We start from the raw sequence: 21938 nt of genomic DNA on the forward strand, positions 1-21938 counted from the left end.
CAGGGTCTCGGCCAGCGTCGTGGCGCCAGTCGTGATCACGCAGCACCGTCCTTGCGGCCGTCAGAGCGGCCCAGGGTCTCGGGCGGCGTCGTGGCGCCAGTCGTGACGGCGGCGGTGATCACGTAGCACCGGCCTTGCCGGCGTCAGGGCGGTCCGGGGTTTCGGTCAGGGTGGTGGCGCCGGTCATGACGGCGACCGCCTCCGACATGGTGTGGGAGCGGGGGGTGATGAGGCCGGCGCGGCGGCCGAGGCGCTGGATGTGGATGCGGTCGGCGACCTCGAAGACGTGGGGCATGTTGTGGCTGATGAGGATGACGGGCAGGCCGCGGGAGCGGACCTCGCCGATCATCTTCAGGACCTGGTTGGACTCGCGGACGCCGAGGGCGGCGGTCGGCTCGTCCAGGACGATGACCTTGCTGCCGAAGGCGGCGGCGCGGGCGACGGCGACGGCCTGGCGCTGGCCGCCGGAGAGGGTCTCGACGGGCTGGGCCATGTTCTGCAGGGTGCCGATGCCCAGGTCGGCGAGGGCCTGGCCGGCGTCGCGGCGCATGCCCTTCTTGTCGAGCATCCGCAGGACGGTGCCGAGCGGGCCGGGGCGCAGGCGTTCCCGGCCGAGGTACAGGTTGCTGGCGATGTCGAGGGCCGGCGCGACCGCGAGGGTCTGGTAGACGGTCTCGATGCCGGCCTCGCGGGCGTCCTGCGGCCGCTTGAAGTGCACCGGCCGGCCGTCCAGCGACAGCGTGCCGGCGTCGGGGACGAGGGCGCCGGTGAGGCACTTGATGAGCGTGGACTTGCCGGCGCCGTTGTCGCCGATGACGGCGAGGACCTCCCCCGGGTACAGGTCGATGTCGACGCCGTCGAGGCCGACGACCCGGCCGAAGGTCTTCACCAGGCCACGCGCGGAGAGCACGGGATCGGTCATGCGCGGACCCTCCTGATCCACTGGTCGACGGCGACGGCGAGCAGGACGAGCAGGCCGACGGCGAGGACGCGGTACTGGTCGTCGACGCCGGCGAGGGACAGGCCGCTGCGGAAGAAGCCGACGATGAGGGCGCCGAGCAGCGTACCGAGGACGGCGCCGCGGCCGCCGAAGAGGCTGGTGCCGCCGATGACGACGGCGGTGATGCTCTCCAGGTTGGCGTCGGTGATCGCGTTGGGGCTGGCGGCGCCGGCGCGGCCGATGAGGATCCAGGCGGTGAGGCCGTAGATGGCGCCGGCCGTGACGTAGACGCTGAGCAGCACCCGGTCGACGCGGATGCCGGCGAGCCGGGCGGCCTCCTTGTCGTCGCCGACCGCGTACACGTGTCGGCCCCACGCGGTGTTGGCGAGGGCGAAGCCGACCACGACGTACAGGACGGCGACGAGGACCACGCCGGCGGTGATGCGGAAGCGGCCGATCGCGAACGTCTCCCCGGTCCAGTTGAGCAGTGCCGGCAGGTCGGCGGACTGGACGCTCTGGCCCTTCGAGTACAGCAGCCCGATCGCGGTGAAGACGCTGAGGGTGCCGAGCGTGACGATGAACGGTGGCAGCCCGATGCGGGTGACGAGCGCGCCGTTGAGGGTGCCGGCGGCGACGCCGACGGCGATGCCGACGAGCACGGCGAGGACGCCGGGGATGCCGCCGTCCGAGGCGAGCTTCGCGGACAGCATCATGGCGAGGATCGTGACGGCGCCGACGGAGAGGTCGATGCCGGCGGTGAGGATGACCAGGGTCTGCCCGACGGCGAGGGCGCCGATGACGGCGACCTGCTGCAGCACCAGCGACAGCGCGTTGGGCTGGGCGAAGCGCGGGTTGATGAGCGAGAACACGGCGAAGGAGAGGACGAGCACCAGGAACGGGCTGATCGCGGGGTACGAGTGCAGCACGTGCTGGACCCGCTGGATCGGCGAGCGGCGGCGGAGCGCGAACTGCTCGGCGGCGGTGCTCGCGAGCGCGGTCACGACGTACCCCCGCAGCGACCGGCGGCGGAAGGACTCACGAGCGCGGTCACGACGTACTCCAGCAGCGACCGGCGACGGCAGAACTCACGAGCGAGCGCGGTCATGACTTGCCCCAGCAGCGGCTGGTGGCGGCGGTGCTGTCGATGCTCTCCACGCCGGTGGCCGGCTTGTCCGTGACGAGGGTGACGCCGGTGTCGAAGAAGTCGAGGCCGCCGGTGACCTTCGGCTTCTCGCCGCCGGTGGCGATCTGCTTGATCGCCTTCACGCCGAGCTCGGCCATCTTCGTCGGGTACTGCTGCGACGTCGCGTTGATGAGCCCGTCCTTGACCTGCTTGACGCCGTCGCAGCCGCCGTCGATGGAGACGACGAGGACGTTCTGCGTGCCCGCGGCCTTGAGCGCCTTCTGCGCGCCGACGGCGGCCGGCTCGTTGATGGTGTAGACGACGTTGACCGAGGGGTTCTTCGTCAGGCAGCGTTCCATGGCGGTACGGCCGCCGTCCTCCGCCCCGCCCGTCGGCTCGTTGCACACGATGCTGTACGTGCCGCCGGAGTAGCTGCCGGTCTTCGCCTCGTCGCCGTTGCGCTTCTTGTCCTTGACGTCGATCCCCATGCCGGTCAGGAAGCCCTGGTCCCGGTTGTAGTCCACCGAGACGATCTTGTCGTTGAACAGGTCGAGCATGGCGATCGTGGCGGGTTTGCCGCCGAGCTGCGCGGCGGTCCACTTGCCGATGAGCTCGCCGGCCTTGAAGTTGTCGGTGGCGAACGTGATGTCGACGGTGTCCGCCGGGTCCGGCGGGGTGTCGAGGGCGATGACGTACAGGCCGGCGTCGCGGGCCTTCTTGATCGCCGGGTTGACGCCCGGGCCGTTCGGCGTGATGAGGATGCCCTTGTCGCCGCGGGCGATGGCGTCCTCGATGGCCTGCACCTGGCCGGCCTCGTCGCCGTCGGCCTTGCCCGCGGCGACGGTCAGCTTGACGCCTTCGGCGGCGGCGGCCTGCTTCGCGCCGTCCTGCATGGTGACGAAGAACGGGTTGGTCGAGTTCTTCGTGATCAGCGAGACCGACACCTGGCCGTCGCCGCTGTCGTCGCCGCACGCGCCGGTGAGCCCGGCGGCGACCAGCGCGACGGCGAGCAGCGCGACGGCGAGCAGCCCTGCCGCCGGACGGTTGCGTTGCATCATGTCAACTCCTCAAGGCAGCTTTGACAACGATGTCAAGGAGTGTCGACCCACCTCATCATGATTGTCAATATGACGGCGCTGATGCTCTTGGCGCTGTACGGCAGCGACTTGACATCGTTGTCAAACCGACCTGCGTCGGGGACACTTGGCGGGCCCGGCGATAATGGTGCAGCCGATCTTGCCGCGAGGGAGTGCCGTGGACAGCGCCGCCCGTGCCCGCCCGACGCTGCGCGACGTGGCGCAGCTGGCGGGGGTCAGCCCGAAGACGGTGTCGCGGGTCGTCAACGGCGAGCCGGGCGTCAGCCCGTCGAAGGCGGGCGCCGTCGAGCGGGCGATCAGGCAGCTGGAGTACCGGCCCAACATCACCGCGAGCAGCCTGCGCCGCGCGGGCGGCCGCACCGCCGCCGTCGCCGCCGTCCTCGAGGACGTCTCCAACCCGTTCTCCTCGGCGCTGTACCGGGCGCTCGAGGACGTCGCGCACGCCCGCGACGTGATGGTCTTCGCCGGCAGCGTCGAGGAGGACCCTTCCCGCGAACGCGCGTTGGTACGGGCGTTCGCGATGCGCCAGGCCGACGCGATGCTGATCGTGCCGGCCAGCGACAACCAGGCGTACCTGACCCGCGAGGTCACCACCGGCACGCCGCTCGTCTTCGTCGACCGCCCGCCCGTCGGCCTGCACGCCGACGCCGTCCTCGTCGACAACGAGTCAGGCGCCGCCGACGCGGTCCGCCACCTCGCCGCCCACGGGCACCGCGACATCGCCTTCCTCGGCGACCTGCACACGATCGCGACCGCCCGGCGCCGCTTCCAGGGCTACAAGGAGGCCCTCAGCGACCACGGCATCCGGCCCGACCCCGCGCACATCGCGCACGACCTGCACACCACCGAGGCGGCCGAGGCCGCGTTCGGCCGGCTCCTGGACTCCGCCACCCCGCCGACGGCGTGCTTCAGCGCGCAGAACCTCATCACGATCGGCGCGATCCGCGCCCTGCGCGCCCGGGGGCTGCAGCATCGGGTCGCGGTCGTCGGCTTCGACGACTTCCCCCTGGCGGACCTGCTGGAGCCGGCGGTGACGGTGGTGTCGCAGGACCCGTACCGGATGGGCCGGGTCGCCGCCGACATCCTGTTCCGCCGCCTCGACGGCGAGGACTGGGAGCCCACCACGCATCTGGTCGAGACCCGCCTGATCGTCCGCGGCTCCGGCGAGCTCAGGCCGGAAACGCCGTGATCCGGAAGACCTTGTGCACCTATGACTGCACAAGGTCTTCCGGATCACGGGGGAGCTAGCGGCCGCCGCCGAAGAAGTTGTTGCCCTGCATGCCGCCCTGCTGGCCGAGGCCGAAGCGGCCGGCGAGGTTGGTGCCGGCGAGGGCGTCGTAGGGCGGCATGAGCTCGGCCGGCTGGACCACGACGAAGCCTTCGCCGGTGAACTGCATCTGCCAGCTCTCGCCCGTGTTGCCGCGGGGGCGCCACACCGACGAGGACGTGACCGCCGCCTGCATGCTGACCTGCAGGCTCGAGCTCCAGGCGATGACCGCGTCGGCGTCGGCGAAGTAGTAGTTGTTCGGGGTGACCCGCATGACCAGCGGCGCGCCGGTCGTGGTGACCGCCACCTTGCCGTTGCCGCCGAGGTCGATGTTGTAGCCGCCGGCGCCGGCGATCTCCACCTGCGAGTCGATGCGGACGATGTCCCAGCGCAGCTGGGTCTCGAAGGCGAGGACGTTGTTGCCGTCGACGGTGAGGCCGTCGCCGGTGAGGTCGAGGATGTGGATGTCCTGGGCCTGGTTGGCCAGGAACACCGTGCCGCTGCCGGAGACCTTCATCAGGTTCAGGCCCTCACCGGTGAAGTGCCGGGCCACGTGCGAGCCCCAGCCCTGGTACTGCGCGTCGAAGTTCACGCCGCCCTGGTAGGCGACCATCGCGCCCTTGCGGGCGTAGAACTCCCGCATGCCACTGGCCTGGCCGAGGGTCGCCTTGAGCATCTTGCCGTTCTGCAGCGCGAAGCGCTCGTTGCTCTGGACTTCCTGGTTGGCCAGCAGGGAACTCTGATACATGTCTGTCTCCTCAGCCCCGGACCGAGACCGCGGGGCGCGCGTCCTCGCTCGGCTGGACCATCACGAAACCCTGCCCGGAGAAGCCGAGCTGGAACGACTCACCGGAGCCACGGCCGATGAGGCTGCCGAAGCGGGCGGTGCGCTTGGGGCTGATGCTCAGCCCGTCGGTGAAGCCGACGAGCGCGTCGGTGTCCACATAGGTCGGTGCCTCGCGGGTGTCGAGGACGACGGGCGTGCCCTTGCTGGTCAGCGCGACCCAGCCGTTGCCGCGGATGACCACGTTGAACATGCCCATGCCGGACAGCATGCTGACGCCCTTGACCCGCTCGATGCTCCACTGGAGGGTCGCGTCGAAGGCGAGGATGTTCTTGCCGTTGACGGACAGGCCCTCGCCGGCGAGCTGCACGACGACGACCTCCTTGCCGTAGTCGGCGAGGTACAGCTCGCCCTGGCCGGTGGCGGTCATCAGCGGCACGCCTTCGCCGGTCGCCCAGGAGCGGGCCATCTGGCCCAGCTGCGGCGGGTTGGGGTTGAAGTCGATGAGCCCCTCGTAGGCGATCATCGAGCCGGTGCGGGCCATGAGATCCTGACCCGGCCCCATGATGATCTTGGCGATCTTGCTGCCGTGGAGACTCATCCGGTCCCGGACCTGCGTCTGGCCATAGTGTTGGAGCAGCGGACTCTGCACAGCGTCCCCTTTCAGACCTCGTAGGGCTGGACCACGACGAAGTGGCCCTGCATTCCCATGAACTGGAGCGCGACGGACTCGCCGCTGGCGCCGGCGTAGATCTGCCGGGACACCCGGACCTGCGTCGACACCGCGACCCGCATGCCGGCGGTCCAGGCGACGACGGCGTTCATGTCACCGAACGTCGGGCCCTGGCACTGCAGCGTGACCGGGGTGCCCTTGGTCATGACCACGACGGTGCCCTGGCCCCTGACCTCCAGGTGGAACATGCCGCCACCCGGGATGCCGGGGCTCTCGATCCGCTTGACCTCGGTCTGGAGGGTCGAGTCGAAGGCGAGCACGTTGTTGGCGTTGATGCACAGCGCCTGGCCCTGCAGCTCGACGATGTGCAGGTCGCTGGCGTTCTCGGCGAGGAACACCTCGCCCTGGCCCTTCAGGGTCATGAGCTTCAGGCCCTGGCCGGTCATCGCGCCCTCGAACATCGCCTTCAGGCCGCCGGAGCCCTTGTACTCGAACTCGACGTTGCCCTGGTAGGCGACCATCGACCCGCGCCGCGCGTGGGCGTCCGGACCGAGGGTGACCTTGACGAGCTTGCCGTTCTGCTTCGTCCAGCGGCCGGTGGTCGGCGCTTCCTTGTACTTCTGGATGCTGTGCATGACGCCGGGCTGGACCCGCTGGGCCTGCGACGGCAGCAGGTCGCCCTGCTGCGGCGGGTAACCGGGCTGGCCCTGCGGCGGGTACCCCGGCTGGCCCTGCGGCGGGAAGCCCTGCTGCTGGGGCGGGTAACCGGGCTGGCCCTGCGGCGGATAGCCGGGCTGCTGCGGCGGGTACCCGGGCTGCTGCGGCGGGAAGCCCTGCTGCTGCGGCGCCGGCGCGAACTGCTGCTGGGGCGGCGGAGGCGGCGGCGCGAACTGCTGGGTCGGCGGCGGGGGCGGCGGGGCGAAACCCTGCTGCGGCGGAGGGCCACCGGGCGGCGGCGCGAAGCCGGGCGCGGGACCCGAAGGCGCCGGCGCGGGCTCGTCGTCGACGTTGCCACCGTACGAGCGGATCAGGTCGGCGAGACCGCCGGCGAAGCCCTGCCCGACGGCGGCGGCGCGCCAGACACCCTTGCGGTAGAGGTCGCCGATGATGATCGCCCGCTCGGTGCCGAAGTCGGCGCCGGTGAAGCTGTACCGCATGACCTCCTGCCCGCCCGCGACGATGCGCAGGTAGCCGGACTGGAGCTGGCTGGCGGTGCCGGACGTCTCGATCGCCGCGCAGAACGACAGCTTCGCGACCTTCTCCGGCACGGCGTTGAGCGTCGCCCGGAACGAGTCGGTGTCACCGGACTGCGGGCCCAGCTTCTGGATCGACCCCTCGGGCGACTTCGGCTGGTTGAAGAAGATGAAGTAGTTGTCGTCCACGAGCTTGTCGTCGGCATCCAGCCCGAAGCACGAGATGTCCCACGTGATCCCGGGAGCGTTCAACTGGATGCCTACATACAGATCATCTCCCGTGGTGAAGTTCGAAATCGGGCTCTTCTGCCCCCGAGTGAATGACTGAGACACGTGATCTCCTCGGCTACAACGACAGCGCGTCTGCGATCAACTTATAGCGGCACCGGACAACCCCCGCGGGACACGGCCGGTTCATTGCCCGTTCGCCTGACGGGCGAGGCGGGCCAGGATCTCGTCGACGGCGGCGCTGCCCGTGGTCACGTCCGGCGTGAACGTCCAGGTCAGCCCCACCCACGGGTCGCCCATGTGGTCGCCGGACACGACCGGCAGCCGGGCCATCGAGCGCCACACCGCCCCGACCATGGGGCCGAGCGTCGAGGAGTCCGCCGGGTCGGCGACCATCAGCACGTGCACGCCGGCCTCGGGCCCCTCGTTGAGCAGGTACTGCAGGCGGGCGAAGGTGGCCTCGTCGAAACCGTACGGGAAGTCGTGCAGCACGAGCAGCCGCCGCCCGCCGTCGATGTTCTCGTAGGGCGAGCCCATCGCGCCGGCGCGCATCGCCATCTGCACCAGGTCGACCCGCTCGACGAGGTGCTCCAGCATGTCGCTGAGCGCCTGCGGGGTCGCGGCGACCGGCACCGACGCCGCCCCGCCGGGCGCGCCGCCGAGGTGGGCGCCGTCGAAGGCGCGGCCCGCGGCGCCGCCGCCGGCGAGGTCGGCCACCTGCACGCTGAGCTGGCCCGGCGGGTGCGCGGCGAGGAGCCGCACGACGACGGAGCGGGCCATCGCCTGGGCCGCGGCCCGGTCGGCGCCGGTCGAGTCGATCCACAGCGCCCGCATCAGCGGCAGCCGGAACAGCAGCGGGATCCGCAGCTCCGGCGACTCCGGCACGTGCACGTCACCGACGCGGATGCCGGCGGTCATCGTCTCCGGCAGGCGCCAGTCCCGCCAGCGCGGGCTGTCCCAGGCGGCCATCGGCGCCGGAAGCGTGCCCGCGAGGCTCCTGAGCTCGGTGACGAGCTGTTCGACGTCGCGGCGGCGGTCCGTCTCGGCGCGGCGGACGAGCTCGTCGTGGCGGCGGTCGGCCTCGGCGCGGGCCGCGGCCGTCTGCGGCGAGTTGCGCAGCCGCGGGTCGTTGAGCAGCTCGCCGACCTCGTTGTCGCGGCGCTGCTCCGCGTAGCCGACGGCGGAGCGCAGCGCCGACGTGGACCGGGCCGCGTCCTGGAAGATCGACCACACCTGCTGGTAGAGGCGCTCCTCCAGGGGGCCGCCGACCTCAGGCAGCGGCTGCTGCGAGGCGGCGGCCGGGGCCGCGCCGGCGCCCGGGAAGTGCGGCGACGACGTCACCGGCCCCGACGTGCCCGGGAAGTGCGGGGACGACGTCACCGGCGCCGGCGGCGGCTCCTCCTGCTCGACGTCCACCCCGTGCGCCGCGATCAGCTGGGCCAGGCCGCCGGAGTAGCCCTGGCCGATGGCGCGGACCTTCCAGGCGCCGGCCCGGCGGTACAGCTCCCAGGCGATGACGGCCCGCTCCTCGCTGAGGCCCTGCATGGCGAACGTCCCCAGCTCCGTGCCGGTCGCCTCGACGAGCCGGGCGACCGGCGCCGGGCCGGACCCGAACGTCGTGGTGTGGTCGTCGGGGCTGATGACGGCGATGACCCGGTCGACGTCGGCGGGGATCTTCGCCAGGTCGATCTCGACCCGTTGCGCCCCGCCGGCGCCGCCGGTCAGCCACGTCAGCCCCGGCGCCGCCGGCTGGTTGTAGAAGACGAAGTCACCGTCGGTCCGGACGCGTCCCGTCTCCGCGAGCAGCAACGCCGACAGGTCGACCGCGACGCTCGCGTCGACCATGATCCTGACCTGCTGCGCCGCCAGGGGCGCGTTCTGCCCCTTGACGAAGACCACCGTCATTGTTCCCCCTCCTGATGCCGACGGATCCTGACTCCTGACTGCCGGGGCCCTACAGGAAGCGACCGAGCTGCGGGATCATCTCCAGCGGCTGCTTGGCGTTCTGGGGCTCGCCGATCGCCGTCATCTTCCAGGCGTTGCCGTCGCGGTGCAGCTTGGCCATGACCATGCCGGTGCTCGGCGTGCCGCCGGAGAGCGTATAGCGGGTGAGCTCCGCGCGGGTCGTCTCGTCCACCAGCCGACAGAAGGCCTGCTCGACCTGCGCGAAGGTGTGCCCCTCGTACGACGTGACCACGAAGATGATCGAGGTGACGTGGGCGGGGACGCGGTTGAGGTCCACGACGATCGACTCGTCGTCGCCGTCGCCGGCGCCGGTGCGGTTGTCACCGGTGTGCTGGACGGAGCCGTCCTTGCTGCGCAGCTGGTTGAAGAACGCGATGTCCACCGGCTGCTTGTCGGCGAACAGGATCGCCGAGGCGTCCAGGTCGATCTCGACCTCGCGGTTGCCGAACAGGCCGCGCTTCTTCAGCGGGTCCCAGCCCAGACCCATCCGGACCAGGCTGAGCGACGTGCCGTCCTGCTTGCGCAGCGACACCCGCTGGCCCTTGCTGAGGTTGACGGGGCCGCCGGGGCCGCCGACCGGGGCGTCCTGCGGCGGGGCGGCGGGCTGCGGCGGCGCGACCGGCGGCATCTGCTGGGTCGGCTGCCCGTACGGGGCGGCCGGCGGCTGCTGGCCGTACGGGGCGGTGGGAGGCTGCTGACCGTAGGGCGGGGCGGCCGGGGGCTGCTGGCCGTACGGCGGCGGGTTGTGCTGCGGGGTCTGCTGCCCGTACGCCGGCGTCTCCTGCGGCGGTGCGACATGCGTGGGCGCCGTCTGCGCGGGCATCGTGTACACCGGCGCGGCGGGCGGCGGCGGCGTGGCGGGCGGCTGGGCCACCGGCGGCGCGGACTGCGGGGCGGGCGGGGCGGACTGCGGGGTCGCGGCCGGCGCCGGCGCGTCGTCGACCGACACGCCGTGGTCGCGGACCAGGTCGGCGAGGCCGCCGGCGTAGCCCTGGCCGACGGCCCGGACCTTCCACTCGGCACCGCGGCGGTAGATCTCCAGCGCGATGACCATGCTCTCGGTGTCCAGCCCGGTGATCACGTACTGGACGAGCTCGCCGCCGGCCTGGTCGTACACCTTGGCGACCGGCGGGGCGAACTGCCCGAACCGCTGGCCGGTGCCATCGACGCTGACCACGACGCGGACCTTGTCGACGTCGGCCGGGATCGCGCCGGTGGTGACCGACGCCTGCCACTTGCCGCCGCCAATGTCACTGACGGAGACACCGGGCCCCTGCGGCTGGTTGTAGAAGACGAAGTCGGTGTCGGTGCGTACCTTGCCGGCCGCCGTCACCAGCAGCGCGGACAGGTCGGTGGCGACGCCGACCTCCACCACGACGCGCACGTCGTTGGCGGTCAGCGCGGTGTTCTGGCCCTTCACCAGCACGGTGGCCATGCTCTGTTCTCCTCTTGTCAGATGTCCCTCAAGGCCGACCGTCACCGGTCTGCGCCACGTACCAGTCCAGAATCTCGTCGCCGGCCGCCGCCCCCGCGGAGGCCGTGGTCAGGCAGTGCGGCGAGGTGAAGCCCGTGAGGTGCAGCTCTCCGTGCGCCGGCCGGATCGCCGCGTGCGCCGCCCGGAGCATGTCGGCGTCCAGCAGGGAGTCCCCGCCGGCGACGACCCGGTCCGCGCCCAGCCGCTCGGCGGCATGCGCCACCGCCGCGGCCTTGTCCAGCCCGGTGGGCAGAAGATACAGCTTCCGGCCCTGCAGTGAGACCCTCCAGCCGTTGATCCGCCCCCAGCCGGCGGTCTCCTCGGCGAAGTCCGTCAGCCACGGCTCGCGGACCTTGACGGTGAGGTAGATGAAGAAGTCCTCGACCGCGCGGACCGCGTCGAAGCCGCGCTGGTCGCGCCAGCGCTGCGCCTCCCGCCACACGTCGTCGAACGACGCGCCGCCCGCGCCGAGGCGGCCGCGCACCTGCCGCTCCCAGGCCGGGTCGGACTCGCCGTCGACCAGCAGGCGGGCGCCGTTGCACACGACCGCCGCCGCGGGGCGCCGCCCGGGCAGGCGCAGCCGCTGGTACTGCTCGACGGAGCGGGTCGTGGCGGGCACGACCACGCCGGCGTCGGCGAGCCCGGTCCACTGCCGCACGACCCTGGTGGTCATGTACGCGTAGATCCGGTCACCGTCGACGTCGATGGGCACGAGGTCCTCGTCCGCGGGGCGGACCGGCCCGTGCGACATCGCCTTCTCGGAGAAGATCACGGTCCCGTCGAGGTCCGTGGCGACCACGGTCGTCATTGCGTGGCCCCCTCGAACCCTCTGAGCCCCTTGGGGCGGATCAGGCCGACGCACGCGTAGGGCAGGTCGGCGACCTCGTCGACCGGGACGCCGGTGTCCTTGGCGAGGAGCAGGATGTGGCCGAGCTCGGCGTGCGCGTCCGGGCGGATCAGGATCCGCCACGGGGAGCGGCGCAGCAGCACCCGGGTGGTCTCGCCGACGCCGGGCTTGAGCAGGTTGATGTCGTCGAGGCCGTACTCGGCGGCGAGCCGCACCGCGATGTTCCAGCCGCTCCAGTCGGGGGTGCGGTCGGTGGCGGCGAGCACGGGCCCGTCGGCGGCGACGCTGGCGGCGACCGCCGGGAAGTGCGCCTCGACGGCGTCGAGGAACAGGTTCGACACGTCGCCGGGGGCGAGCTCCCGGTAGAACTTCGCGCCGTGGAACTGGCCGGGCCCGATGTACCGGTCGTTGAGCACCGTCCGCGACACGAGGCCCGACACGGTCGAGTTGAGGCAGGCGGACGGGATGAGGAAGTCGTCGCGGGTGCCGAAGATCTCCGTGCAGCCGCCGGGGTCGGCCAGCACCGCGAGCGTCGGGTCGAAGGGCAGCCCCGCGACGGCCTCGCGCAGCTCGCGGCAGATCGCGCCCTTGCCGGTCCACCCGTCGACGAACATGACCTGGGCCGGGTCGTGGTGCCGGGCGAGGTGCCGCATCGCCTCACCGTCGATGCCGCGGCCGCGCACGATCGACACCGCGTAGTGCGGCAGCTCCACGCCGTGCGCGAACTGCGCCCAGCGGCGCATGAGGATCCCGACCGGCGTGCCGGCCCGGGCGAGGGACACGAGCACCGCGTCCGACGAGCGCGCCTTGATGACCAGCTCGGTGACGACGCCGACCGCGTGCGCGACCCGCGCCGCCGACGCGGCCAGGGCCTCGTGGAACAGCTCGAGGTACTCCCCCGTCGGCTGGTACTCGATCGGCAGCGACTCGGCGTAGTGGCCGGCCTTCGCCTGCATCATCGCCTCGCGCTCCTCCGCGGGCGCCTCCAGGCTCACGTGCGAAAGGTCGGTCAGCAGCCAGCTCACCTCGGACGCGGCGTAGGACGAGAAGTCCGGGCCGTGCAGCGGCGGTGGGGGTTGGACGTTCACCGGGTACCTTCCTGCGGATCCGTTGCTCGGGTGACTGCCGGCCGGAGGTCCGGGATGACCACGACCGTGACACCTTGGCAGACTCCGCGCAGCGCCGCCACCAGCCCCCCGTCCTCCCACAGTGCGGGAGAATCGCCGGTCCGGTCGACGACGAGCACGATCCGGTCGAAGCCGCGCACGTTGTACGCGAAGCGGGGCTTGTCGGTGTCGGTGCCGTCGTGCGCGGCGAACGTGAGCCTGGTGCGGATCGCGTACCCGGGCGTGTCGACCGGCAGGACCGGCGAGCGGGTCGTGGAGGAGAAGCGGACCGGCCGGTGCCGGGCGAGCGCGCGGGCCAGCAGCAGCGGCGCGTACATCAGCTCCTCGCTGCCCAGGACCAGCACCGGCGCGTCGGAGTTGTCGGTGGGCAGCCCCGCGGACACCAGCGACGCGAGCCGGTCGGCGGTGTCCAGCAGCGTGGGGCGGTGCACGGCGGCGAACCCGTGCCGGCCGCCCTCGGGCAGGCCGGCCGGCCACTCGGCGTCGATCCTGGTCACAGGGGCGTCCCCGGGTCGCTGCGGCGGCTGCGGTACCTCCAGCGCCGCCACCAGGTCCCGCCCGCGCTCGAGGGCGTCGCCGGGCAGGAGGGCCTCGCCGGCGGCGAGGGACACCACGTCGATGCGGGTGCCGAGCTCCTCGCCGAGCGCGGCGAAGCCGGTCCGGTCCGCGGCGGTCCGCAGGTCGAGCAGGGCGGCGACGACGTACCGGTCGCGGGGGCGCACGGCGTGCAGCTCGCGGATCGTCGCCTGGGCGGTGCGGCCCGTGGTCAGCTCGTCGTCGACGAGGACGAGCGGGCCGTCACGGTCGAGCCAGTCGGCGTCGGCGGGCAGCAGCAGGTGCTCGGTCGCGTGGCTGTGCGCCTCGTCGAACCTGCCCAGCAGCGCCACGCCGGGCACGGACCGGCGGGTGGAGTGCAGGTAGTCGGCGTCGGCGAACGTGTCGGCGACGACGTGCCCGAGGGAGGTGGCCGTCTCGGCGTACCCGACCACCAGCGGCGGGCCGTCGGGGACCTTGACCTCGTCGAAGTCGCGCGTGTCCCAGCCGGCGGCCGGGTCGGTCTCGGCGCCCAGGACGGCCGCCGCCCGCAGGCCGAGAAGCCGGCCCGCGGCGTAGATCGTGTGCGGGTCGGCGGGCACGTGCTTGCCGAGGACCTGCGACACCACCAGGTGGGCGCGCCGCGGGTTGCGCCGCACGGCGAGCCCCGCCAGGTCCGCGACCCGCGGGCTGCCGCCATCGGCGTCGACGAGCCGGACGTCCAGCCGTTCCGTCACCCACGTGCCGGACCACACCTCGCTCACGCCACCGGCTCCCTGCTGCTGACCGACGCCTCGAGGAAGTCGACGAAGTCGAGGCCCTCGGCGGCCACGCCGAAGATGTCGGCGCGCACCAGGGTCCGCTCCGCCCACGACAGGTGCGGCCGGACCTCGTTCATCTTGTTCATGTAGACGCTGCGCAGCACCCCGCCGCCGCCGTCGCCGGCGTAGTCCTCGCAGATCGCCTTCGCGTCGCAGTACTCCTCGTGGCTGACGACGCTCAGCGCGTGCACGGCCGCCGCGTGGCTGGGGTGGATGACGGTCTTGCCGACCATGCCGTTGGCCTTGTCGAGCACGATCTCGCGGATCAGGCCGTCCAGGGACTGGCGCACCAGCTTCGTGCGGAGCATCGGGTCGTGGTCCTCGAACGGCGTGACCCGCAGCTGCGGCTTGAGCACCCGCTCGCCGCCGGAGAAGTACTCCCACACCGGACCCGTCACCTCGTACCCTGCTCCCGCGGTGGGCGACCCCGGGCCGCCTCGGCCGCCCCAGCCGCCCCGGCGGGCCAGCACGTTGACGATGTCGGTCAGGATGCCGGCCACGACGTTGACGTCCCACGCGGTCAGCTCCGCCGTCCGGCGCAGGGCGTAGATGCTGCTCAGATCGGTCGCGCCGACCCTGACGGCCAGGACCCGGTCGCGGTTGCCATCGAGCATGTCACGGACGGCGAGCAGGGTCGGCATCCGGGTCTCCGCGTAGGCGATCTCCGGGGTCTCGAGGACCGGCATCGCATACAGGGGCAGGCCGCTGCCGTCGGCGATCTCCCGGACCGCCTTCAGCCCCGCCTGGCCGGACTCGTCGGGGCGGAACTTCGGCAGCACGAACCCGCTGAGGATCCGCAGATCGTCACCGAGCCGGTCGGCGAGCCGGTAGATTTGGTCGGCGTGGCGGACCCGCACGAAGACCAGCGGCCCGCCCGCCTCCATGCGCGCGAGCAGGCGCAGCTGGTGCGCGAGGTTCAGCTCGGCCTCGTCGACCTCGCTGTCGCGGATCGAGTCCTCGAGGCAGCCGACCATGCTCATCACGCCCTCGGCGTGGCAGCGCAGGATGTCCTCGGCCAGGCGCGGACGCACCGCCGGGGAGTACAGGGTGGCGCCGAGCGCCATGGCGAGCACTTCAGGGGGACTGTCCTGGAAGAACGTGGCAGGCAGCCGGTGGAACAGCGCCCCGGCGGACAACCCGTCCAGGTGGGAGAAGTAGCGCACTCGGTGTCCTTTCTTCTCTGACCCGGGCGGGACTGCGTGCTGCGGTGCCGCCGCGCGACCTGGACCTTAGGTCAGGTTTGTGAATTCGAGCGGCATAGACCTGAAAACCCCGTGGCGGATATCGGACTGCGTGAGTCTGCGGTCGCTGCCCGTAACGGACCGGTGGGTACGGAACCGCGGGCCGTCCGTCCGTGTGGATGGGCGACCCGCGGCGGTGGTGCTGGGACCCGTCAGGGTCAGACGTTGATGCCGAAGTCCCGGGCGATGCCGGCGAGGCCGGACGCGTAACCCTGACCGACGGCGCGGAACTTCCACTCGCCGCCGTTGCGGTAGAGCTCGCCGAACACCATCGCGGTCTCGGTCGACGCGTCCTCCGACAGGTCGTAGCGGGTGAGCTCGGCGCCGGTGTTCTGGTCGACGACCCGGATGTAGGCGTTGGACACCTGGCCGAAGGACTGCGAGCGGCCGTCCGCGTCGTAGATCGACACGAGGAAGGCGATCTTGCTCACCTCGGCGGCCATGCCGGCCAGGTTGACGTTGATCTGCTCGTCGTCGCCCTCGCCCTCACCGGTGAGGTTGTCACCCTGGTGCTGGACCGTGCCGTCCGGCGACGCGAGGTTGTTGAAGAACACGAAGTGCTTGTCCGAGAGGGACTTGCCGGACTCGCCGCAGATGATCGCGCTGGCGTCCAGGTCGAACTCGGCGCCGGTCGTGGTCCGGACATCCCAGCCCAGACCGACGGACACGGCCGTCAGGCCGGGCGCCTGCTTGGTGAGGCTGACGTTGCCGCCCTTGCTGAGGCTGACTCCCACGAACTCCTCCAACTACTCGGTATGCGGGGCATCCCCGCTGTTGCAAATGCGGTCCGAACCGTCCGGACCATTTCGAAAGGCCGCCATGAACGTGCCGACTGCCGCGAAAAGAGTCGCAGATCAGTGGAGCCGCCGACGACAGGAGCTATCGATTGCACCGGAAATTCATGTGCGAGTGTAGTGGCTGCCCCCAAGCCCCTGATCAACCTCCCGCACGGACCCGGCCCCGCCGGGGGCCGGCACGGTCCACGTCGTCGCAGGTCACGGCCGAGCTTACCGATCGGGAAGGCAACGGCGGCGGCGCTTGGCGCAGGCCCGCGGGCGTTGCTGCGAATTCGCTGGGAACCCGGGCGGGCACCCGGTCAGGGGGTGTCGGCGGGGTCGGGAGCGTCCGGCGTGGCCTGCGACGGGTCGCCGCCGCGGCCCGGGCGCCAGCCGGCCTCGTTGAGGCGGCGCAGCCGGGCGACCCGCTCGGTCAGGTCCGCGGTGATCTCGTCGGGGCTGGCCCCTTCCTCCATCGCCGCCGACCGCGCGGTGCGCAGCTCCCGGTGCAGCAGCTCGGTGATCCGGTCAGCCGGCGGGTCCGTGGGCGGGGTGGCCATGCCCCTATGCTCCCAGACCGGCGCCCGAAGGGTCAGCCGCAGCCGGGGACCGCCACGCGGACGCCGGTCCGGCGGCCCTCCCACCGGCGACCAGAAATGCCGGCCAGGTGCAACCGCGCATGACGCCCCCTCCACACTCGGTCCTCGGGCGCGCCCTCACGGCCCGGATGTTCTTTGACGGACGGCACGCGAAATCACATTGACCATCGACGATCACATGACCTCAAAGCGGGCGAACCGTACGCATTGGCCGGCACCGTCGGTCCCGATCCACCGCAGTGGCGGCCCCGCCGCCCGGGCAGGGTCGTTCGTTCATGAACGGCGGAAGGCGATCCGTTGACGCCGCGGTGCCGATCGACGGAACCGGTGGCCGAAAGGCCGAGCCGCACCGGTCTGATCGATCTCCGATTCGCCGGTTCGTGCCGTTCCCTTGCAAATATGCAATGCCAGACTGGCATGTGCGTGCAACACGACGATTCGGCGCAGCATCACCTCACTGCCTGCCCGCATCACGCGAGCCTGGAAATTGTCGAAGGGGAATCGTCATGCCTCGACTTCTGGCGACGGCGGCCGATGAGGTCCGCAGCCTGGCCAGGCTCGGGACGCTCGCGACGACTGTCGCAGGAGCGGACGAGCCGGAGCGCCTCCGGCTGACCGGCGGCGCCTACTCGGTGGTCTACCCGGTCGTCTACACGGGGCTCACCCAGGGCATGGAGCGCAGGCGCGGTCACCCGGCGTGCGCGGTGTCGGTCCGACACCTGGCCGACGACTGCCTGGACCGCTTCCATGACGACGTCGAGGCGGTCGTCCACGACGTCGTCCGGCGCGCGACCGCCCCCATCGACAACCTCGACGCGTGGATCTGCGGCCTCATCAACTCCGCGACCGTCAACGGGCATCGCCGCCGGCGCGGCGAGATCGGCGCCCTGCAGCGCCCCCGCGCCCCGAAATGGCTGGTCGACGGGCTCGGCGGCGACCGCTGGCTGGTCCACCTCGCCGTGCAGATGCTCAACTGGGTCGGCAACCCGGTCACCGCGGGGACCAACGTGTGGCCCGTCGACAGCTGGACGGCGCTGCGCTGCCGGTTCACCGGCGACTGGGACGGCTCCGTCGACGTGCGCCACGACATCGAGGCGGTGCTGCGGGTCATGCGGGCGAAGCGGGAGTGGTACGAGCGCTACGTCGAGGGCCCCCTCGGGCACAAGCACGTGCCGGTGCCCCGGTACGCGCCGGAGTGCCCCGCCGGCGACCAGGACACCCCCGCCCTCAGCCTCATCGACGTCGGCGAGCGCGACGACCTGTACATGCGGGAGCTCGCCCACCTGGCGATGACCGCGATGCGCACCCGGCTGCGGGCCGGCGAGGACCCGGCCACCGTCGTCGCCGAGGTCATCGCCGTCGCCTTCGGTGACGGCGCCGTGCCCACCCTGGACGGCGGGCCCCGCCTGAGCGACACCGCGGGCGACCACGTCGGCCGCATCCTGCGAGACCGGGGCCGCATCCGGGACATCGTGGCCGCGGTGCTCGCCGTCGTCGAGGACCTGTAGACCCACCGCTCCCATCTCTGCGACGGACCGGTCCGTCAGAGAGCGCCGAACCGTGGGCGGCGAGGATGGGAGCGACGGCATGGACGACGAGACGCGGCGGGAGCGGTCCGCGGCCACCTTCCTCGGGGGGACGCGCGCCGTGCGCACGGTGCTGCTGTACGAGCCGGCGGGGCGGGACGAGCCCGGTGCCGGGGACCCGCCGCAGCCGTCGTTCCGCCACGTCGCGGCCGGCGGCTCGTTCGCCACGACGCTCCGCCGGCACCTGGGCGACGCCGGCCAGGTCAGCCACGGCATCGTCACCGACGACCCCGCCGACTACGGCACGCTGCGGCCGGCGCAGCTCTTCGGCGCCCCGCTGTGGTCCCCGCCCCCCGCGGCCGCTCCGCCCCTCACATCCGCCTCGCCGGTCGCATCCGCCCCGCCGGTCGCGGCCGTCCCGCCGGACTCCCCCATGTCACCGCCACCGGGGCCGCGCATCCCGGGCGGGGCGCTCGCGGGCGGCGGGCCGGCGACGACGCTGACGCCGGCACTGGTCCGGGAGCGCGTCGCGGCCCAGCCGGGCGGTGCCGCGATGCTCCTGGCGCTGGTGTCCGCCCTGGACCGGGCCGGCGAGCCGGACGCGCCGGTGGTCGTGCTCGTCGGCTCGGAGGCCACCCGGATCGTCGAGTGGATCGCCGCCGGCACGCTGCTGCTGCCGCCGGCGCGGGCCCTCGCCCTCGGCTTCGAGGTCAACGCCGGCGACCCCGCCACCGCGGGCGTCCCCGTGGTCGGCGTCGACCCCGCCACGGCCGCCGGGCTCACCGGCCGCGGCTACGCCGTCTTCGACCTGGCGGCCGGCGCGTTCCCGGCCACGACGCCGACGGCGCACGCGCTGCGGTGGGTCGGCGGGTTCCTGCAGGACGACCCGCGGGCCGTCGTCGAGGCGCTCGACCTGACCGCCGCCTGCGGCCTCGAACCGGACGCCGCCGCCGCGCTCGGCCTCGCCGCCGTGCTGCGCCGCGAGCCGGCTCTGCCGCACGCCCCGGCGATCGCCGGCTGGCTGCGCGACGGCCCGCAGGCGCTTCGCCGCGCGTACACCGGCGGCATCACCGACATGTTCACCAGCTCCGTCACGGCATGGCCGCGACCGGTCCTCGAGGCGCTGGACGACGCCGCCGCCGACGGGCTCCTAACGGGGAGGGCCGCCGCCGTCCGGCTGGCGCTGCTGCGCGGCGAGACCGACGCCGCCGCGCTGCGCGCCGAGGTCGCCACCCGAGTGCCGCCCGCGCTGCCCGCCGGCGAGTGGACGGCCGCGGACAACACCACGGCCCGCCGGCTCGTCCTCGCCGCCCTCAACGCCGGGCCCGCGCCGCTCGGGTCGGAGGCGCTGCTGCGGGTCGCGGGCCGCTTCGGCATCGACGTCCAGCCGTCCGACCTCGCCGACCGCGGGCGGGACCTGGTCGAGTTCTGGGCCGGGCACCCGCGGGCCGGCTTCGACCCCGGGCTGTGGCCGTGCGGCGACCGGCTCACCGTGGCGCTCGTCGACGAGCTGACCCGGCGGGTCAAGGCCGTCCCGGTGCGCCGCCACGACATCGCCGCCGGCTGGTGGCGGTGGCTCCTGCCGCGCATCGCCACCCTCGAGCCGCCGCTCGCCGAGGCCGTCCTCGCCGGCGCGGTCGGTGACGACGCGGACGGCGCCGAACGCGCCGCGCTCGTCGAGCACCACCTGACCGCGGCGGCCCACGACCCCGACCGGTTCCTGTCGACGGCCGCCGCCCTGTGGAGCCTGACCGACCCGTCCGTGGACGAGCTGCGGCTGCTCAAGCGCCTGGCGCCGGCCGGTGTGGTGCTGCCGGCGAAGACCCTGGAAGGGCTCATCGGCCGGCTGATCGGCGACGCGCCGCTGGCGCACGAGGACGTGGACGTCGCCCACCGGCTCGTCGACGCCGGTCTGGTCCCCCGCCACCGCCGGCTCTTCCAGCTGCTCGCCGACGACCGTGTCCTGCGCGCCGTGGTGCGCCGCCTGACCACGGCCCCCGCCGGTCCGGCCGGCCGGCCGCTCGGTGACGGGCCGGTCGTCGCGCTGCTGCACGAGCTGGAGGAGCTGCCGGCCCGCCTGGTCACGCTGCACTCTCCGGGCGTGGCCGCCGCCCTCGCCCGCAGCGCCCCGCCCCGCGAGCTGCTCGCGGTCCTGCGCCGCCACCCCGGCGTCGTCGAGCACTACGTCACCCTGCTCAGCGACCTGCTCCGCAAGCCGGGCGACGAGCGGCACGCGGTCATCGCCTACCACCTCATGCACAACAACGACAGCCGCGGCCTCCGCCCCGTCCTGACCGCCCCCGTCCTGCGCTGGGCGACCCGTGCCTCGAGCCGCCAGCTGCGCCGCGGCGGCGAGCTCATCGCCGGCTTCGGCCCCGCCTGGTCCGCGTCCTGGGCGGCCTACCTGGAGCACGTCCGCTCGCAGCGCCGCATCTGCCGCCTCATCCACCCGTTCGGCAACCACTGACCCCGCCCCGGCCTGACCCCGCCCGGCCTGGGGGCGTCACCGGCGGGTGCGGAGGGCGGCCAGGTTGCCGGCGGCGAGGAGGGTCAGCAGCGTGACCGCGAGCCAGAAGCCGGGGCCGGTGCCGACCATGTCGCCGGGTGTCCTGCCCTCCGGCAGGCGGCTCTGCCCGGCGACGGCGGCGGCGAGCCGGTCGGTGACGAGCAGCTGACCCGCGACGAGGGCGAGGGCGGCGAGCCCGGCGAGGACGGCGGCGGCCACCCGGCGGCGCCGGTCCTGCGCGAGCCCGACCGTGACGGCGAGGACGGCACCGAGCAGCAGGAGTCCGGCGATGTACGTCGGCTGCGGCGCGAGCCGGTCCGGCCGCCGCTCGCCGTCCGGGCGGAGCTGGTCGGACGCGACGTCGGGGGTCCCACCCGACGCGAGGTCGAAGCCGGTGTAACTGGTCGTGCCGCCGGGCTTCGCGCGGCCGTAGCCGTCGGGGAGTCCACAGGAGACGGTCGCGAACGGCAGCGCGAAGCACAGCAGGATCAGCAGCACCGTCGCCGGGCTCAGCCACCTGCGCCGCAGCGGCGTGGCCGCCGGTCCCGCCACCGGCGGCGGGGGCGCGGCGGGGGCGGCCGCGGCCGGCGGCGCGGTCGCGTGGAGGGCGCCCTCGGCGACGACGGTCTCGGGCCGTTCGACCGTGGTGGGCGCGACGCCGAGCCGCGCGTGCAGCAACCGCGCCAGCGACGGCAGCCTGCTGCCCCCGCCGACGAGCAGCACCTCCGCCGGCTCCCCGCCGGACGCGGCGACGAGGTCGGCGGCCAGCTCGGCGACCGGGGCGAGGAGCGGGGTGGCGACCGACTCCAGCTCCTCGCGGGTCAGGTGCGGGTCCGACGGGTAGCCGGGGACGTGGACGGGGGCGACGCTGAGCCGGGACAGGCTCTCCTTCGCCGCCCGCACCTCCTGCCACAGCAGCAGCCGGTCGCGGCGGTCGGCGGCGGTCACCGGCGACTCCAGCCGCTGCCAGGCGGCGGGCGCGGCCGCGGACACCACGGCACCCAGGACGCCGACCAGCCCGGCGTCGACGTCGAGGCCGCCGACGTCCAGGCCGCCCTGCGCCACCACCTGACCGTCGCGGACCACGGCGAGGTCGGCGGTGCCGGCGCCGAGGTCGACGACGAGCAGCGCGGCGCCCGGCGGCACCGGGGCACCCGCCGCGGTCAGGTACGCGGCGGCGGCGAGCGGCTCGCTGACCAGGTCCACCGCGCCGAGCC

18 protein-coding genes are annotated in these 21938 nt (G+C 73.1%); 3 read left to right on the forward strand and 15 right to left on the reverse strand.

Translation table 11 applies throughout. The features are described 5' to 3' along the window. Positions 1-118: 118 nt before the first annotated feature. From ABZ321_RS49730 to ABZ321_RS49740, 3 genes are all read right to left on the reverse strand, one after another. Positions 119-922, reverse strand: a complete 804-nt coding sequence (locus ABZ321_RS49730; protein WP_354903432.1) for an ATP-binding cassette domain-containing protein — start codon at positions 920-922, stop codon at positions 119-121. Further along, positions 919-1941 carry an ABC transporter permease gene (locus ABZ321_RS49735; protein ID WP_344504534.1) on the reverse strand — a complete coding sequence of 341 codons (1023 nt, stop codon included), beginning with the start codon at positions 1939-1941 and terminating at the stop codon, positions 919-921. The genes ABZ321_RS49730 and ABZ321_RS49735 overlap by 4 nt, the downstream gene beginning before the upstream one ends. A gap of 100 nt (positions 1942-2041) precedes the next feature. Then, complete coding sequence (locus ABZ321_RS49740; RefSeq protein WP_354903434.1) at positions 2042-3121, reverse strand: substrate-binding domain-containing protein; 1080 nt, start codon at positions 3119-3121, stop codon at positions 2042-2044. Between the two features lie 196 nt (positions 3122-3317). Between ABZ321_RS49740 and ABZ321_RS49745 the strand changes: the two genes are divergently transcribed. Then, positions 3318-4349, forward strand: coding sequence for a LacI family DNA-binding transcriptional regulator (locus ABZ321_RS49745; protein ID WP_354903436.1), 1032 nt, complete (start codon positions 3318-3320; stop codon positions 4347-4349). Between the two features lie 55 nt (positions 4350-4404). On the opposite strand, the gene ABZ321_RS49750 is transcribed toward ABZ321_RS49745, so the two are convergent. The 11 genes from ABZ321_RS49750 to ABZ321_RS49800 form a co-directional block, all read right to left on the reverse strand. Next, complete coding sequence (locus ABZ321_RS49750; RefSeq protein WP_354903438.1) at positions 4405-5175, reverse strand: AIM24 family protein; 771 nt, start codon at positions 5173-5175, stop codon at positions 4405-4407. Positions 5176-5185: 10 nt separating this feature from the next. Next, positions 5186-5812 (reverse strand): AIM24 family protein, encoded by a 627-nt coding sequence (locus ABZ321_RS49755; RefSeq protein WP_344504530.1) that lies wholly within the window; start codon positions 5810-5812, stop codon positions 5186-5188. Between the two features lie 62 nt (positions 5813-5874). Further along, positions 5875-7410 (reverse strand): TerD family protein, encoded by a 1536-nt coding sequence (locus ABZ321_RS49760; protein ID WP_344504529.1) that lies wholly within the window; start codon positions 7408-7410, stop codon positions 5875-5877. Positions 7411-7491: 81 nt separating this feature from the next. Further along, complete coding sequence (locus tag ABZ321_RS49765) at positions 7492-9210, reverse strand: TerD family protein (protein WP_354903440.1); 1719 nt, start codon at positions 9208-9210, stop codon at positions 7492-7494. 49 nt (positions 9211-9259) lie between these two features. Further along, on the reverse strand, positions 9260-10705 hold the full coding sequence (locus ABZ321_RS49770; RefSeq protein WP_354903441.1) for a TerD family protein: 1446 nt from the start codon (positions 10703-10705) through the stop codon (positions 9260-9262). 28 nt (positions 10706-10733) lie between these two features. Continuing rightward, positions 10734-11552 (reverse strand): hypothetical protein, encoded by an 819-nt coding sequence (locus tag ABZ321_RS49775; protein ID WP_354903443.1) that lies wholly within the window; start codon positions 11550-11552, stop codon positions 10734-10736. Beyond that, positions 11549-12679 carry a cysteine protease StiP family protein gene (locus ABZ321_RS49780; protein WP_354903444.1) on the reverse strand — a complete coding sequence of 377 codons (1131 nt, stop codon included), beginning with the start codon at positions 12677-12679 and terminating at the stop codon, positions 11549-11551. Before ABZ321_RS49780 ends, ABZ321_RS49775 begins: the two co-directional genes overlap by 4 nt. Beyond that, positions 12676-14016 (reverse strand): phosphoribosyltransferase family protein, encoded by a 1341-nt coding sequence (locus tag ABZ321_RS49785; protein WP_354903446.1) that lies wholly within the window; start codon positions 14014-14016, stop codon positions 12676-12678. The genes ABZ321_RS49780 and ABZ321_RS49785 overlap by 4 nt, the downstream gene beginning before the upstream one ends. Then, positions 14013-15236: an HpcH/HpaI aldolase/citrate lyase family protein gene (locus ABZ321_RS49790; protein WP_344504523.1), complete on the reverse strand. Its 1224-nt coding sequence runs from the start codon at positions 15234-15236 to the stop codon at positions 14013-14015. The genes ABZ321_RS49785 and ABZ321_RS49790 overlap by 4 nt, the downstream gene beginning before the upstream one ends. A 236-nt stretch (positions 15237-15472) precedes the next feature. Then, positions 15473-16048, reverse strand: coding sequence for a TerD family protein (locus ABZ321_RS49795; protein WP_344504522.1), 576 nt, complete (start codon positions 16046-16048; stop codon positions 15473-15475). Between the two features lie 362 nt (positions 16049-16410). After that, a complete protein-coding gene (locus tag ABZ321_RS49800; RefSeq protein WP_344504521.1) occupies positions 16411-16650 on the reverse strand; it encodes a hypothetical protein in 240 nt (79 codons plus the stop codon). A gap of 545 nt (positions 16651-17195) precedes the next feature. On the opposite strand from ABZ321_RS49800, the gene ABZ321_RS49805 reads away from it, so the two are divergent. Together ABZ321_RS49805 and ABZ321_RS49810 are read left to right on the forward strand one after the other, a co-directional pair. Beyond that, positions 17196-18197 carry a hypothetical protein gene (locus ABZ321_RS49805; RefSeq protein WP_344504520.1) on the forward strand — a complete coding sequence of 334 codons (1002 nt, stop codon included), beginning with the start codon at positions 17196-17198 and terminating at the stop codon, positions 18195-18197. 79 nt (positions 18198-18276) lie between these two features. Then, entirely contained in the window at positions 18277-20682 is a 2406-nt protein-coding gene (locus ABZ321_RS49810) for a GTPase-associated protein 1-related protein (RefSeq protein WP_354903448.1), read from the forward strand. A 36-nt stretch (positions 20683-20718) separates the two neighbouring features. On the opposite strand, the gene ABZ321_RS49815 is transcribed toward ABZ321_RS49810, so the two are convergent. Continuing rightward, a partial coding sequence (locus tag ABZ321_RS49815; RefSeq protein WP_354903449.1) for an Hsp70 family protein occupies positions 20719-21938 on the reverse strand: 1220 nt, incomplete at its 5' end.

Source organism: Dactylosporangium sp. NPDC006015 (assembly GCF_040614215.1).
GTDB lineage: Bacteria > Actinomycetota > Actinomycetes > Mycobacteriales > Micromonosporaceae > Dactylosporangium > Dactylosporangium maewongense.

Excerpts from the sequence above, each read along its gene's own strand:
- ABZ321_RS49740 (WP_354903434.1), bottom strand. The coding sequence starts at position 3,121 with ATGATGCAACGCAACCGTCCGGCGGCAGGGCTGCTCGCCGTCGCGCTG.
- ABZ321_RS49755 (WP_344504530.1), bottom strand. The coding sequence starts at position 5,812 with ATGAGTCTCCACGGCAGCAAGATCGCCAAGATCATCATGGGGCCGGGT.
- ABZ321_RS49750 (WP_354903438.1), bottom strand. The coding sequence starts at position 5,175 with ATGTATCAGAGTTCCCTGCTGGCCAACCAGGAAGTCCAGAGCAACGAG.
- ABZ321_RS49805 (WP_344504520.1), top strand. The coding sequence starts at position 17,196 with ATGCCTCGACTTCTGGCGACGGCGGCCGATGAGGTCCGCAGCCTGGCC.
- ABZ321_RS49775 (WP_354903443.1), bottom strand. The coding sequence starts at position 11,552 with ATGACGACCGTGGTCGCCACGGACCTCGACGGGACCGTGATCTTCTCC.
- ABZ321_RS49765 (WP_354903440.1), bottom strand. The coding sequence starts at position 9,210 with ATGACGGTGGTCTTCGTCAAGGGGCAGAACGCGCCCCTGGCGGCGCAG.
- ABZ321_RS49730 (WP_354903432.1), bottom strand. The coding sequence starts at position 922 with ATGACCGATCCCGTGCTCTCCGCGCGTGGCCTGGTGAAGACCTTCGGC.
- ABZ321_RS49770 (WP_354903441.1), bottom strand. The coding sequence starts at position 10,705 with ATGGCCACCGTGCTGGTGAAGGGCCAGAACACCGCGCTGACCGCCAAC.
- ABZ321_RS49800 (WP_344504521.1), bottom strand. The coding sequence starts at position 16,650 with ATGGCCACCCCGCCCACGGACCCGCCGGCTGACCGGATCACCGAGCTG.
- ABZ321_RS49810 (WP_354903448.1), top strand. The coding sequence starts at position 18,277 with ATGGACGACGAGACGCGGCGGGAGCGGTCCGCGGCCACCTTCCTCGGG.